The organism is Parasedimentitalea denitrificans, assembly GCF_011813015.1.
GTDB lineage: Bacteria > Pseudomonadota > Alphaproteobacteria > Rhodobacterales > Rhodobacteraceae > Parasedimentitalea > Parasedimentitalea denitrificans.
In genome coordinates, this window is record NZ_QHLQ01000013.1 from 74,251 (window position 1) to 87,746 (window position 13,496).

Annotated in this window: 14 protein-coding genes; 12 read left to right on the forward strand and 2 right to left on the reverse strand. The window is 57.6% G+C overall.

Annotated elements, in window-relative coordinates; all coding sequences use genetic code 11:
* Positions 1 to 3 precede the first annotated feature (3 nt).
* Positions 4 to 1,233, reverse strand: a complete 1,230-nt coding sequence (locus DL239_RS13690; RefSeq protein ID WP_167684667.1) for a Tm-1-like ATP-binding domain-containing protein — start codon at positions 1,231 to 1,233, stop codon at positions 4 to 6.
* Complete coding sequence (locus tag DL239_RS13695; RefSeq protein ID WP_167684668.1) at positions 1,230 to 2,714, reverse strand: aldehyde dehydrogenase; 1,485 nt, start codon at positions 2,712 to 2,714, stop codon at positions 1,230 to 1,232. The genes DL239_RS13690 and DL239_RS13695 overlap by 4 nt, the downstream gene beginning before the upstream one ends.
* 150 nt (positions 2,715 to 2,864) lie before the next feature.
* Here DL239_RS13695 and DL239_RS13700 point away from each other — a divergent pair, with 150 nt between their 5' ends.
* The 12 genes from DL239_RS13700 to DL239_RS13755 all read left to right on the forward strand — a co-directional run bounded on the left by DL239_RS13700 (position 2,865) and on the right by DL239_RS13755 (position 13,344).
* Entirely contained in the window at positions 2,865 to 3,644 is a 780-nt protein-coding gene (locus tag DL239_RS13700; protein ID WP_167684669.1) for an IclR family transcriptional regulator, read from the forward strand.
* A gap of 46 nt (positions 3,645 to 3,690) precedes the next feature.
* On the forward strand, positions 3,691 to 5,046 hold the full coding sequence (locus DL239_RS13705; protein WP_167684670.1) for an aspartate aminotransferase family protein: 1,356 nt from the start codon (positions 3,691 to 3,693) through the stop codon (positions 5,044 to 5,046).
* A gap of 138 nt (positions 5,047 to 5,184) precedes the next feature.
* Positions 5,185 to 5,712 (forward strand): GNAT family N-acetyltransferase, encoded by a 528-nt coding sequence (locus DL239_RS13710; RefSeq protein ID WP_167684671.1) that lies wholly within the window; start codon positions 5,185 to 5,187, stop codon positions 5,710 to 5,712.
* A 25-nt stretch (positions 5,713 to 5,737) separates the two neighbouring features.
* Positions 5,738 to 6,199, forward strand: a complete 462-nt coding sequence (locus DL239_RS13715; protein WP_167684672.1) for a GNAT family N-acetyltransferase — start codon at positions 5,738 to 5,740, stop codon at positions 6,197 to 6,199.
* A 133-nt stretch (positions 6,200 to 6,332) separates the two neighbouring features.
* Positions 6,333 to 7,535, forward strand: coding sequence for a 3-oxoadipyl-CoA thiolase (gene pcaF / locus DL239_RS13720; protein WP_167684673.1), 1,203 nt, complete (start codon positions 6,333 to 6,335; stop codon positions 7,533 to 7,535).
* Between the two features lie 13 nt (positions 7,536 to 7,548).
* Positions 7,549 to 8,526, forward strand: a complete 978-nt coding sequence (gene paaA / locus DL239_RS13725; RefSeq protein ID WP_167684674.1) for a 1,2-phenylacetyl-CoA epoxidase subunit PaaA — start codon at positions 7,549 to 7,551, stop codon at positions 8,524 to 8,526.
* A gap of 20 nt (positions 8,527 to 8,546) precedes the next feature.
* The gene (paaB, locus tag DL239_RS13730) at positions 8,547 to 8,831 is read left to right on the forward strand and encodes a 1,2-phenylacetyl-CoA epoxidase subunit PaaB (protein ID WP_138161472.1); all 285 of its coding nucleotides are present in this window, start codon (positions 8,547 to 8,549) and stop codon (positions 8,829 to 8,831) included.
* The gene (paaC, locus tag DL239_RS13735) at positions 8,831 to 9,592 is read left to right on the forward strand and encodes a 1,2-phenylacetyl-CoA epoxidase subunit PaaC (protein ID WP_157021342.1); all 762 of its coding nucleotides are present in this window, start codon (positions 8,831 to 8,833) and stop codon (positions 9,590 to 9,592) included. Before paaB ends, paaC begins: the two co-directional genes overlap by 1 nt.
* A gap of 113 nt (positions 9,593 to 9,705) precedes the next feature.
* Positions 9,706 to 10,179, forward strand: a complete 474-nt coding sequence (gene paaD / locus DL239_RS13740) for a 1,2-phenylacetyl-CoA epoxidase subunit PaaD (RefSeq protein WP_167684675.1) — start codon at positions 9,706 to 9,708, stop codon at positions 10,177 to 10,179.
* A 10-nt stretch (positions 10,180 to 10,189) separates the two neighbouring features.
* Positions 10,190 to 11,263, forward strand: a complete 1,074-nt coding sequence (locus tag DL239_RS13745; RefSeq protein ID WP_167684676.1) for a 2Fe-2S iron-sulfur cluster-binding protein — start codon at positions 10,190 to 10,192, stop codon at positions 11,261 to 11,263.
* Between the two features lie 13 nt (positions 11,264 to 11,276).
* Positions 11,277 to 12,038, forward strand: coding sequence for a Phenylacetic acid catabolic protein (locus DL239_RS13750; protein ID WP_167684677.1), 762 nt, complete (start codon positions 11,277 to 11,279; stop codon positions 12,036 to 12,038).
* A 175-nt stretch (positions 12,039 to 12,213) separates the two neighbouring features.
* Positions 12,214 to 13,344: an ATP-grasp domain-containing protein gene (locus tag DL239_RS13755; RefSeq protein WP_167684678.1), complete on the forward strand. Its 1,131-nt coding sequence runs from the start codon at positions 12,214 to 12,216 to the stop codon at positions 13,342 to 13,344.
* Positions 13,345 to 13,496: the final 152 nt, after the last annotated feature.

Genomic DNA, 13,496 nt, shown 5'->3' on the forward strand with positions numbered 1-13,496 from the left:
ATTTCACCCCGCTTTTACTGTCCCGTTTTCCAGCCAGAAATCAAACACCTTCAGCGCAGCCGTGGTGAATTCTTGATCGTTGATATGACAATCCAAAACATGCAGATCCACGGCGTCAGGACAGCAGGATTTAATCTCGTCACAGAAGACGGCCAGCCCGTCCGCATCATGCAAATCCGCTCCGGGCCGGTCCCATTCATTGCAGCCACCGGTTGGCAACAGCAAGGCAACAGGAGCCGTGGCGTTGGAGAGTTTATCGCAAATGGTCGCCGCAACTTGTCGACGTTCATCTGCGTCCAGAACGACTGAGGTCAGCAAGCGGTTGTGGGCGTGGACAGGGCGGTCCGACAGGCTGTCTGGAGTCGGTTGCCATCCAATCAGATCAACCAGGTCATAACAGCCCGGCGCCACCAATTGCGGCACACCTGCACGACCCGCGCTGGTCATCCGATCCTCACCCGCCGACAATCCACCAAACAGATGGTTCGACACCTCTTGTGGGGCAAAATCAAACACGGCGGCAAAGGCACCCTCAGCCGCAAGGCTTTCGAACGCGCGGCCGCCCATGCCGGTGGCATGGAACACCGCCACCTCGAACCCACGTGCTTCGAGCGCTGGTTTAAGGTCCACCATGTAACGCAAAACCGTTTTTCCAAACGATGTCATGCCAATCAGAGGGCGATCACGTTTAGGTGGTTCAACTGCACGGGCAGCCCCCAGAACCGCACCTGCGGCCTGAGACAGTGATGCCTTGCAGATCGAGTTCAAGCCGTAGAGCCCCCCGGCCCAGAGGATCATCTGCACGTCACTAGGTATACGGTCGGGAGGCAATAGCGGTGAAAAGGCCACCGTCGAAACAAAGTACTTGGGCACTCCGACCGGTAAGGCCGCGCAAAGATCCAACGCCAGATCGGTGGCCATGGTGCCGCCCAGCACAATCACACCGTCGATCTTGCCATCGCGATACAGCCCCACAGCCTTGGCAGCAGACCCACGCGCCATGATTTGCATCGCGGTGTTTTCGTCACCCGAGACGATAGCTGCCTGAATGGAATTGCCGCCAGCCTCGGCCACCTGATGTTTACTGACATCCGTAGGCGCGCTGGGATCACCAAGCACACTGACATCCATGGTCAGCACTTTGCCGCCCTGCCTCTGGATCACTTTGGCCAGATAGCCCAGTTCATCCTCCTTGGTGTCATAGGTTCCGACAACCAAGATTGTCTTACTCATAGCTGAATCCATGCGGTTTTCAGGTCAACGTATTTGTCCAGCGCATGCAGCGATTTGTCGTGACCATTGCCAGATTGACCAACCCCACCCAGCGGAACCGTATTGTCCGATCCGCCATAGGTGTTCACATGCACCAGACCTGCGCGAATGCCTGCGACCATACGATGGGCCCGGCTCAGATCCGCAGTCCAGACAGCCGAAGCCAGTCCAAAACTCGTCGCATTTGCCAGTGTTAGAGCCTGTTCTTCGGTTTCAAACTTGGTCACTGCCAGAACCGGCCCAAACACCTCGCGCTGGAACAGGGCCGTGTCAGGGGTCACACCAGTCACAATGGTCGGCGCCATATAGCTGCCGCCCAAATCCTGCAGAATACGGTTCCCCCCTGTCAGCACCCGTCCCCCCTCGGCCCGCGCCATGTCCACAAAGGACAGATTGCGCCGCAGCTGTTCCTCGGAATTCACCGCACCAACCTGTGTGGTCAGATCCAGCGGATCACCAACACGCAGCGCCTCTGCCTCTGCCTTCAGGGCTTCGACAAATTCATCATGGATCGAGGCCTCGACCAACAATCGCGACCCGGCAACACAGACCTGACCAGAGTTGCGGAAAATCCCCATCGCAGAAACTTTGGCGGCCTTGGCCAAATCCGGCGCATCCGCAAACACGATATTGGGGGACTTGCCCCCCAGCTCTAGGTAACAGCGTTTCAGGTTGGACGCAGCCGAGGCCTCTAGCAGGCGTCGCCCGGTGGTGCCCGCCCCGGTAAAGGCCAAGACATCAACGCCCATTGATTTGGCCAAGGTAGCCCCGGTTTCAGCGCCGGTCCCGGTGACCACATTCAACACCCCATCCGGCAATCCGCACTCAGAGCAGATCTCGGCCAGACGTAACAGCGACAGTGAGGCCGACTCGGCTGGTTTGAGCACCACGGAATTGCCCATCGCCAGAGCAGGTGCCAGTTTCCATGCCGCGATCATCAGCGGGAAGTTCCACGGTACAATCGCACCAACCACACCCACCGGCATCCGATGGACCAGCGCCAGCACATCCGACGCAGTTGGCGCCACCTCACCCGCGACCTTATCCAAGGCCTCGGCATAATAGCGGAACGTTCCAGCGGCAGATCCCGGCTCTGCCTTGAACGCCATGTTGAACTCGGTCCCGTTGTCGCGCACGCCAAGAACCGCCAGTTCCAAGGCCTCGGCCTCTATCTTGTCGGCGATAGCATAGAGAACTTTCTTCCGTGCGGCGGGGGACTGGCGAGACCAGCACCCATCGTCGAATGCCCGCCGCGCCGAGGCGACAGCATTTTCAACATCTGTTGCAGAGGCCACCGCCAGTGTCGTCAGAGTTGCCCCATCAATGGGTGACACAACATCAAGCTCCCCACCCGCCCCTGGCTGCCATGCACCATCAATAAATAGGCTCTGCGGTGCAATATCACGCAACCGAAGTCTGTCGATTTGAGTTTGATCCGCCATATAGCCCCCTTGTCCGCATGGTTCATTATTTGAACAGGCGGTTTAAAATTAGATTGACCGGCAATCCCTAGTCTGTCAACACAATTGCATACCCGGCGCCCTTTACCCTCAAAGATCGCCACATCAACAGAATGGACCCTACGCCGCACCATGGGAACTGTATCAAAAGCCCTGTCCTTGCTCGCGCATTTTAGCTGCGACAAATCCGAAATCGGGCTGAGTGATCTGACGCGCCTCTCTGGTATGAACAAGGCCACCGTCTTTCGCATGATGAGCGAGCTGCAGCAGTCAGGTTTTGTAGAACAGACAGGCGCCGACCGTTCTTATCGGCTGGGTCCTCAGGTTTTGCGGCTGGCGGCGCTGCGCGAGGCGGCGGTGCCGATCCTGTCCGTGTCACGTCAGGTATTGCGCGATCTGAGCGATGAGGTCGGCGAGACTTGCCACCTGTCATTGGTACAGGGGATGCAGTTAAATTCCTTGTCACACGCCTATTCCCCCCGCCACGCCACCAAGGTGATGCTGGAAGACGCCGAAGTGCTGGCCTTTCACGCCACCGCATCAGGGCTGGCGGTTCTGGCCTATTCAAATACAGCATTCATCGACGCAATCCTGACGTCACCACTCAGCAGCCACACCCCCGATACAATCACCCAGCCAGGTAAGATCCGCGCGCAACTGGATCAGGTTCGGACCTGTGGCATCGCGGAATCGATTGGTGGGTTTGAAGCTGAAGTCCACTCGCATGCGGTGCCGGTGTTCGGGCCTGATTGCCAGCCTATTGGCGCCCTTGCCGTTGCGGCCCCGGCATCCCGCATGACTGCAGCGCAAAAAGATCTGATCCCACAGGCGCTGCACCGTGCTGGAGCCTCCCTAACCCACAGTACTGGCGGCATGCCACCTGCCAGCTATCCAGTATTCACCAAAACCTGAGCCATAAATCCGCTCAATCTGATCCCCACATTCAGGAGCAAGCCCGATGAAAGATTCCAATTTCCTGAAGGAAATGAACGCCAAGTCGATGTGGCACCCAATGGCGCATCCGGCCGACAGCCTCGCCAACCCGCCCGCCATCATCACCGGGGCATCGGGCGTTCGCATAACCGATATCGACGGTCATGAAACCGTCGACGCGGTTGGCGGGTTGTGGAACGCCAATCTGGGCTTTTCCTGCCAGCCGATCAAAGACGCCATCGCAGCGCAGCTGGATGTGCTGCCCTATTACTCAACCTTTCGCGGCACCACCAACGATCAGGTGATCCAACTGGCCGAAGAACTGCGCAGGTTCTTTGAACCCGACGGGCTAAGCCGCGCCTTCTTCACCTCGGGCGGGTCTGATTCAGTGGAAACGGCGCTGCGCCTTGCACGTCAGTATCACAAAATCCGTGGCGAGGCCGGGCGCACCAAGTTCCTGAGCCTGAAAAAGGGCTATCACGGCACCCACATGGGCGGCGCCTCAGTCAATGGAAATGCCAACTTCCGCACCCAGTATGAACCGCTACTGCCGGGCTGCCACCACATCCCTGCCCCATACACCTATCGCAACCCTTTCAATGAATCCGATCCCGAACGGTTGGCGCAGCTGTGCCTGCAAGCACTGGAGGATGAGATCGCCTTTCAGGGGGCAAGCACCATCGCCGCTTTTATCATGGAGCCCATACTTGGCGCTGGTGGCGTGATCCCGCCACATGCCAGTTTCATGCCCGGCGTACGAGAGATCTGCAGCCGCAATGGCATTCTGCTAATCGCGGATGAGGTCATCACCGCCTTTGGGCGCACCGGATCATGGAGCGGCTCGCGTCACTGGGGGGCGCAGCCAGATCTGATGTGCACCGCCAAGGCTATCACCAATGGGTATTTCCCATTTGGCGCGGTCATGATCGCCGAGGCCATTGCTGAGGTGTTTGAAAATGACACCAGTGGCAAGGCCGCCATTGGCCACGGCTACACCTATTCCGGTCATCCCGTAGGCGCAGCAGCGGCATTGGCCTGTCTTGCAGAAACCCAGAAAACCAACCTGCCGGAAAACGCGACGGCCCGTGGCCAGCAACTGCATCAAGGCCTGCTTGCGCTGCAGGAAAAGTATGAGCTGATCGGCGATGTGCGTGGCGGACATGGGCTGATGTGCGCGATGGAGCTGGTGTCGGACCGCTCCTCCAAAGCCGCCATCGACAAGGCAACAATCACTCAGATCCAACAAGAGACCTATCGCGCTGGGGCCATGGTGCGGGTTTCAGGCCCCAATATTATCCTGTCGCCACCGCTTGTACTGAATGCCGAAGACGTCAATGTTATCCTTACCGCGCTGGACACTGGGTTTGCAGCCCTGACCTGACCTGCCGGTTTGCCACAACCGCACCCGGCCGCAGGTCGGGTGCCACCAGATACCATGGCGGGCCTGAAGCTTTGCTTCGGGCCCGCGCCGCCACTCTCGCCTGCCGTTATTAAACACCATCCATATCTGAGTTTATTCATGTCACCTCTCGACGCCGCAGCTTCCATTCGCCCTGCCCGCGCCAGCGACTGTTCCAGCCTGGCCGCCCTGTCGATCGAGGTCTGGCTGAGCACCTATATCCGAGAGGGCGTGAATGCCTTTTTCGCGGATTACGTGCTGGCGCATTATACGGCTGATCAGTTCAGCAAGGCACTGAAAGATCCAAGCGAGAAGCTGTTGGTTTGGCAGAGCTCTAATGGAATTGCCGGTTACATTCGCGTCAGCCACAATCTGCCCTGCCCCTGCGAACATCCATCGAAGACTGAAATCACTACGCTCTATGTACAGCCCCGGCATCACGGCAAAGGTATTGGGCAAAAACTACTAAACGCCGGGTTATCGCTGTGCCAGGAACTGGGATGGGACACGCCGTGGCTGGCCACCAACTCTGAAAACGAACCAGCGCTTCGGTTCTACGCCAAACATGGCTTTGCGATAATCGGCCAAACCCATTTTGAAATCGAGGATCAGCGGTACTGCAATGAGGTCTTGATACCTGCCCGCTGACCGCGCCAATCATTCAGGACAACACATGATTATCAGACCCTCTACACCCTCGGATGCAGCTGGCATCAGTCGCGTTTTGATTGCCTTAACGGACGCCGGACTTCGCCGAACGCTAAGTGACACCGGTTTTGCCCTTAGCAACTACATCGAAAATCCAAACGGGATTGAATGCAGCGTGGCGACTGACGCAGAAGGTTCTATTCTGGGTTTTCAGGCCCTTTTAATGGCGGTTGAGGGAAACCAATACGGGGTGACACCCGGTTGGGGTGTCATTGGCACTCATATTCACCCAGAGGCAATCCGACAAGGCATTGGTGGCAAGCTGTTCACCGCGACGCGAAGTGCAGCTGTGAAGGCCAATTTAAAACACATCGACGCAACGATCCAAAATTACAATACCGGCGGTTTGGCCTATTATGAGTCAGTAGGCTTTCGCACCTACGAGACAATCGAAGGCGCCGTTCGCAAGGTCTATGACCTGAGTTAGACAGGTCGATACGTTACAGGAAATATGACGACCGTCATTTTATGTAATATTTATCTTGCCGCGAATCGTATTACTTCTTATTACCGACCTAACGGTCGGCTTATTAATCGCCGCAACAGGAGACGCGACCCCCATGGATGCATTTATCTGCGACGCAACCCGGACCCCAATTGGCCGCTATGGCGGGGCACTATCCTCGGTCCGCACCGACGATCTGGCCGCCGCCCCGATAGCCGCACTAAAGGCACGCAACCCTCAGGTGGACTGGGCCAGCATTGACGATGTAATCTACGGCGATGCCAACCAGGCCGGCGAAAGCAACCGCAACGTGGCACGTATGGCTGCGTTGCTGGCAGGTCTGCCGACAGATGTGCCCGGCACCACCATCAACCGGCTTTGTGCGTCGGGCATGGATGCAGTTGGCATGGCATCCCGCGGGATCCGCGCTGGCGACTATGACATGGCGATTGCTGGCGGCGTCGAAAGCATGAGCCGCGCGCCTTTTGTGATGCCCAAGCAGACCGCAGCCTTTGGCCGCAGCAACGCGGTTTACGACACCACCATCGGCTGGCGCTTCGTGAACAAGAAGATGGAGCAGATGTACGGCACTGACTCGATGCCACAGACTGCCGATAACGTCGCCGAAGACTACAATATCAACCGCGAAGATCAGGATGCCTTTGCCGCGCGATCACAAGCCCGCTGGGCCACTGCGCATGAGGCTGGTGTGTTTGGAGACGAGATCACTCCGGTCTCTGTGCCTCAGCGCAAGGGTGACCCGATTGTCGTCGACACAGATGAACACCCCCGCCCCGGTACTGGCGCTGATAAATTGGCTAAGCTTCGCGGTGTGAATGGCCCTGACCTGACTGTGACTGCGGGCAATGCTTCCGGCGTCAACGACGGTGCCGCCGCTATTTTGATGGCGAACGAAGCTGCCGCCGCCAAGAACGGCCTAAAGCCGATGGCGCGGATTGTTGGCATGGCCGCCGCCGGGGTTGAACCCCGTGTGATGGGCATTGGCCCTGTCCCAGCCACCCGCAAGGTGCTGGCCCGCACAGGGCTGAGCATTGAGCAGATGGATGTGATAGAATTGAACGAGGCCTTTGCATCGCAGGGTCTGGCCACGCTGCGGGAACTTGGCCTCGCCGATGACGCACCCCATGTTAACCCCAACGGAGGTGCCATTGCGATTGGCCATCCGCTGGGGATGTCTGGCGCTCGGCTGGTGCTGACCGCTGCTTATCAGTTGCAACGGACTGGCGGGCGCTATGCGCTGTGCACCATGTGCGTTGGCGTTGGACAGGGCACCGCCCTGATCCTGGAACGCGTATAAGGGAGATCTGACTATGTATGCACAGATGGTAAAATCCGAAGCAGCCCAAGACGACCCAGAAAAGCTCGCCGCTTTTCAGGCGCGGATTGATGCGGGCGAAAAGATCGAGCCCAAGGACTGGATGCCTGCGGCCTATCGCAAAACTCTGATCCGTCAGATTGGTCAGCACGCCCACAGCGAAATCGTTGGCCAGCTTCCCGAGGGCAACTGGATCACTCGCGCGCCAACCCTTGAACGCAAGGCGATCCTGCTGGCCAAGGTGCAGGACGAGGCTGGCCACGGGCTGTATCTGTACTGTGCTGCTGAAACGCTGGGTGTGAGCCGGGATGAGTTGACCGAGATGCTGCTGGATGGCCGCATGAAATACTCGTCGATCTTCAACTACCCCACCCTGAACTGGTCGGACATTGGCGCAGTTGGCTGGCTGGTCGATGGTGCGGCGATCATCAATCAGGTGCCGCTGCAGAGGACCTCGTTTGGCCCCTACAGCCGGGCAATGATCAGGGTTTGTAAGGAAGAAAGCTTTCACGCACGTCAAGGCTTTGACGCCATCCGCAAGATGGCCGAGGGCACGCCCGAGCAAAAGAAAATGGCACAGGATTCCGTGAACCGCCTATGGTTCCCGGCGCTGATGATGTTTGGCCCATCCGACAAAGAGTCGGTGCATTCCGAGCAGTCGATGGCCTGGAAGATCAAAATGAACACCAATGACGAGCTGCGTCAAAAGTTCGTCGACCAGACTGTTCCGCAGATCGAATTCCTAGGCCTCGACCTGCCAGATCCGGGCATCAAGTGGAACGAAGAGCGCGGCCACTATGACTATACCGACCCCGACTGGTCTGAGTTCTTTGACGTGATCAAGGGCAACGGCCCGTGCAACACCGACCGTCTCGCCGCCCGCAACAAGGCCTGGGACGATGGCGCCTGGGTGCGCGACGGGTTGATGGCCCACGCCAAGAAAAAAGCCGCTGCATCGGTTGCAGCCGAGTAAGTTCTCAAGGAGGAAATGACATGAAAAACGAATGGCCCCTTTGGGAAGTGTTCATCCGCGGACAACATGGCATGAGCCACCGTCACGTCGGTAGCCTGCACGCCCCGGATGCGGAAATGGCGATCAAGAACGCGCGCGATGTTTACACTCGCCGCAACGAAGGTCTGTCGATCTGGGTGGTCGAGGCGAACCACATCGCCGCTTCATCCCCCAGTGACAAAGGCCCGCTGTATGAACCCAGCGAGAGCAAGGTGTACCGCCACCCAACCTTTTTCGACATCCCTGATGAAGTGGGGGCCATGTAATGACTCGTGACGAGGCATTCCTGCAGTTTCTGCTGCGGATGGGGGATAACACTCTGATCCTTGGCCACCGGGTCAGCGAATGGTGTGGCCATTCACCGGTGTTGGAAGAGGACATCGCGCTGGCCAACACCGCGCTGGATCTGATTGGTCAGACACAGTTCTGGCTGGGCTTGGCTGGTGAAGTTCAAGGCGACGGAAAGTCCGCCGATGACATCGCGTTTCTGCGTGACGTCTGGGATTTCCGCAACCTGCTGCTGGTCGAGGTGCCAAATGGTGACTTTGGCCGCACCCTGATGCGCCAGTTCCTGTTCGATGCTTGGCATTCGATCCAGTTGGGCCATCTGATGAAATCGTCGGATGAACGGGTGGCGGCCATTGCAGAAAAGGCCAGCAAAGAGGTCGCCTATCACCTCGAACGCTCGGCTGACACCGTGGTTGGTCTGGGTGACGGCACCGAGGAAAGCCATCGCCGCATGCAAGAGTCGCTGGATTACCTGTGGCCCTATGTGGGTGAGATGTTCCAGTCGGATGAAGTCGACGCCGAGATGGTTGCTGCCGGGATTGCTCCGGACCCAGCCAGCTTGCGCGACGACTACGATGCGCTGATCACCCGTATTCTGGCCGATGCGACGCTGACTATTCCGGACAGCCGCTTTGGCCACAAAGGTGGGCGCACTGGTAAGATGCACACCGAACATCTGGGTCATTTGCTAACGCAAATGCAGTGGCTGCAACGCGCCTATCCAGGTTCGAACTGGTAAAAACTTAGGGCAGCGCCTGACCCTGGGTGGGTGCGAAAGCGCCCTCCCGTGGGGAGGGTCGGGCGCTGCCCGACCTATCAGCCGGGCCAGGCATCAAGGGTAAAGGTAATCACATGAGCCAACTGCAAGAAAAGCCAAGTGTGACCCAGATCTGGGAGTGGCTAGAGGCCGTGCCAGACCCGGAAATTCCTGTGATCTCGCTGGTTGATCTGGGCATCATTCGCGACATCAAATGGAACGATGACACCCTGACCGTCGCTGTGACCCCCACATACTCGGGCTGCCCGGCCACCTCGATCATCAATCTGGATATCGAAACCGCCCTGCGCGACCACGGCATCGAAAAGCTGCAGCTGAAACGACAGCTTTCCCCAGCCTGGACCACCGATTGGCTGTCCGACAAAGGCCGAGCCAAACTAGAAGAATACGGCATCGCGCCACCACAACCCGCAGGTGGGCCAGAGCGCTGCCCCAACTGCCACAGCAATAACGTCACCAAGGTCAGCCAATTCGGCTCGACCCCGTGTAAGGCCCACTGGCGCTGCCAGGACTGCCTTGAACCTTTTGATTATTTCAAGTGCATCTGAGGAGACACCCATGGCGCGCTTTCATGACCTGACTGTTACAGACATCCACAAGACCATCCGCGACGCCGTCGTGGTGACACTCAAGCCCGTCAATGGCGCGGCTGAGCATTTTGATTTCACCCAAGGTCAATACCTGACCTTTCGCCGCGACTTTGACGGCGAAGAACTACGCCGGTCCTATTCGATCTGTGCGGGCAAGGACGAAGACATCCTGCAGGTGGGGATCAAACGCGTTGACGGCGGGGCCTTTTCGACCTGGGCCAACACCGAGCTGAAGGTGGGAGATACCCTGCAAGCGATGCCGCCGATGGGTAGCTTTTTCACCCCACTCGAAGACGGCGCGCACAAACAATATCTTGGCTTTGCGGGTGGGTCGGGTGTCACCCCAGTGCTGTCGATCCTGAAAACCACACTGACGGCTGAGCCAAACTCTCGCTTTACACTGGTCTATGCCAACAAAGGCGTGAACACGATCATGTTCCGCGAGGAGCTGGAGGATCTCAAGAACCTCTATATGGGGCGTTTGAATGTGATCCACATTCTGGAAAGCGACGCGCAGGAAATCGACCTGTTCACCGGCCTCGTGACGGAGGAAAAATGCGCCCAGCTGTTTGAGCATTGGATCGACATTGAAAACACCGACACCGCCTTTATCTGCGGCCCCGAGCCGATGATGCTGGGGATTGCATCCGCCCTGCGCACTGCGGGTATGGGCGATGCCCAAATCAAGTTTGAACTGTTCGCCAGTTCCCAACCCGGCCGCGCCAAACGTAAGGTCAGCGCAGCGGATGCAGCCAGCGGCGGCAACCAGACCAAGGCGGCGATCACTCTGGATGGCTCTACCCGCACCATCGAAATGGGCAAGGATCTGTCGATCCTAGACGCCGCATTGGGCAACGCAATGGACGCGCCGTTTGCCTGTAAAGCTGGGGTTTGTTCGACCTGCCGCTGCAAGGTGATCGAAGGTGAAGTGGAGATGGCCGCCAACCACGCACTAGAGGATTACGAGGTCGAAAAGGGCTATGTGCTGTCCTGTCAGGCCTATCCGGTGACCGACACGGTTGTTGTAGATTACGACCAATAGAGAGGACGCGACCATGGCAGAAGACATGAGCATTGAAAGCTACCTTGCCGCTGGCGGCGTTCTAACCAGCCCCAGCAATACTCCGCCCCGCTACCGGGCTGAACTGCTGAAAATTATGGCGATCTTTATCGATAGCGAGTTGGCCGGCGCGGCTGGCTTTGCCGAGATGATCAACGCCGGCCCCGGCGTGCGAGACCGCATGGCGGCGGCGCAGATCGTGATGGAGAAAACCGGCAACGCTAATCGGGTGCTGGAGCTGATGGGCGAATTTGGCGCTGATACTGAGCGTTACGTGAGCCACCACCCTTGGACCACCCGCCTGCCCCGCGACGCCGACATTGGCCAGCGCCGCGGCGACCATGATATGCGCCTGTCGGTGTTCAACTACCCATTGCAAGGCTGGGCGGATGCAGTGGTGATGAACCTGCTGATGGGCCATGCCGCCGCCGTACAGCTGGAAGAGCTATCGCAGATCTCATACCAACCACTGGCCGAGGCCTTTCGCACAATCGCCCCCATCGAGGCCGCGCATACCGAACTGGCCGACAAAGGGCTGGCGCGTCTGTCTGAAAACGGCGACCGCTCTGCCCTGCAGGACGCTGTCAACTACTGGTGGCCGCGCGTTGCGGCTAGTTTCGGGGATGAAAGCTCGCAAAAACTCGACGGGCTAAAAGCGATGGGCCTGCGAAAAGAGAGCAACGCCGCGCAGAAATCCCGCTGGCAGGAACAGGCCACCGCTGCGCTGGCCGCATATGGATTAATGCCTGCTGTTTAACAACTTGCGCGCAGGTTCAACGGCTCAGGTGTTTGAAGCTAAAGCAACGCAAGTGCTCCGCCCGGTGGAACACCGGGCCGCGCCTGGCCTGCCCATTTGGGATGCATAAAAATCTGGACGGCTGCCCTGTTGCCACCTAGGAGTTTTCAAAACTCATTGGCGCCAAGGCACCCGCATGACTTTAGAACAGATCTTTTTTGACAACAGTTCCAAGGCCGCCCGAAAAGCCATGCTATTGCAAGGTCATGAGGAAACCTCCGACCATCGCGCTGCTGCGCTTCTTTGGCTTCGCAAGAACTACAAGCGCAAGATCAATCATCTGGCAGAGCACCAGCTGATCAATCATTTTCAGACTGAATCTGCGATCATCAATAAGGGGTATCTGACAGATACGCTGGCGCAATATGATCAGCGGCGGACTGAAGGCTCGTTGCCGATGTCGCAGTTCTACCGGGAAAGTTATCGCCTTTATGATCCGACAGAGAGAGCACGGTTCTTTGCCCAGTTGCCCAAGGTCGACACGCCGGACAATCTTTGGATCTACAAACCCGGCAATAATTCACGCGGTCGTGGGATCAAGATCCTGTGGGAATTTGATGAGCTGCGGGAAAAATATGCGGCATTCGGGGATCGCCCCATCACCAGCAAGCGTGAACAAGGGATTATCCAGCGCTACATACATAATCCGCTGCTGCTGGAAGGTCGGAAATCTGAACTGCGTGTCTATTGGTTGGTCGCCAGCGTCGATCCGTTGATGGTTTTGATCTATCCGCAAACAACAGTGCGGCTGAACAGCCTGCCCTACAAGCTGGACGATTTTGACAACCAGCTGGTCCACGTGACCAATGTCTATCAACAGAAGAACCACCCCGGATATGACCCGAGCGTTGTATTGAAATGGAAGTTCGAGGACTTTGGTCGGTATCTATCGCAAGAGCTGGGGATCGTGGATGCCGACTATCTTCAGGTGCAGCTTATCCCTCAGATCCGCCGTATTCTGCTGACCATCTCTTTGGCTGCGCGCGAAAAACTGAAAATGCACTACCCGGAACAGGGTGATTGTTTTGCAGTGTTTGGCGCTGACCTTATGCTCGACGAGAACTTGACCCCCTGGCTACTAGAGGTCCAGAAAAGCCCGGGGTTGAGTTTTAATGATGATGTGAAACGCGATGTCATCCCGCCGATGCTTGGCGAGGCTGCAAAAATTATGCTAGAAATCCGTAATCGCCGTCTCAATAACCAGCCGCTTAGCGGCTTGCAGAGCGTGAAGAAATATCAATGGGTCACAAACGAGGCTGAGGTATAGGCAGCCTTTGTTTGGTCCCGAGACCGGCGTATAGATTACAACTAAGCAGAGCGTCACAATTTCCCTGCCCTGCCGAGTTTCTTCGTGGCCTGGGTCGCAACAAAAAGGGTCTGGACGACTGACCCATTGCTGCCTAGGTTTTGTTGAAATCC

Excerpts from the sequence above, each read along its gene's own strand:
- DL239_RS13705 (WP_167684670.1), top strand. The coding sequence starts at position 3,691 with ATGAAAGATTCCAATTTCCTGAAGGAAATGAACGCCAAGTCGATGTGG.
- DL239_RS13715 (WP_167684672.1), top strand. The coding sequence starts at position 5,738 with ATGATTATCAGACCCTCTACACCCTCGGATGCAGCTGGCATCAGTCGC.
- DL239_RS13690 (WP_167684667.1), bottom strand. The coding sequence starts at position 1,233 with ATGAGTAAGACAATCTTGGTTGTCGGAACCTATGACACCAAGGAGGAT.
- DL239_RS13745 (WP_167684676.1), top strand. The coding sequence starts at position 10,190 with ATGGCGCGCTTTCATGACCTGACTGTTACAGACATCCACAAGACCATC.
- DL239_RS13710 (WP_167684671.1), top strand. The coding sequence starts at position 5,185 with ATGTCACCTCTCGACGCCGCAGCTTCCATTCGCCCTGCCCGCGCCAGC.
- DL239_RS13755 (WP_167684678.1), top strand. The coding sequence starts at position 12,214 with ATGACTTTAGAACAGATCTTTTTTGACAACAGTTCCAAGGCCGCCCGA.
- DL239_RS13750 (WP_167684677.1), top strand. The coding sequence starts at position 11,277 with ATGGCAGAAGACATGAGCATTGAAAGCTACCTTGCCGCTGGCGGCGTT.
- pcaF (WP_167684673.1), top strand. The coding sequence starts at position 6,333 with ATGGATGCATTTATCTGCGACGCAACCCGGACCCCAATTGGCCGCTAT.
- DL239_RS13695 (WP_167684668.1), bottom strand. The coding sequence starts at position 2,714 with ATGGCGGATCAAACTCAAATCGACAGACTTCGGTTGCGTGATATTGCA.
- DL239_RS13700 (WP_167684669.1), top strand. The coding sequence starts at position 2,865 with ATGGGAACTGTATCAAAAGCCCTGTCCTTGCTCGCGCATTTTAGCTGC.
- paaB (WP_138161472.1), top strand. The coding sequence starts at position 8,547 with ATGAAAAACGAATGGCCCCTTTGGGAAGTGTTCATCCGCGGACAACAT.
- paaC (WP_157021342.1), top strand. The coding sequence starts at position 8,831 with ATGACTCGTGACGAGGCATTCCTGCAGTTTCTGCTGCGGATGGGGGAT.
- paaD (WP_167684675.1), top strand. The coding sequence starts at position 9,706 with ATGAGCCAACTGCAAGAAAAGCCAAGTGTGACCCAGATCTGGGAGTGG.
- paaA (WP_167684674.1), top strand. The coding sequence starts at position 7,549 with ATGTATGCACAGATGGTAAAATCCGAAGCAGCCCAAGACGACCCAGAA.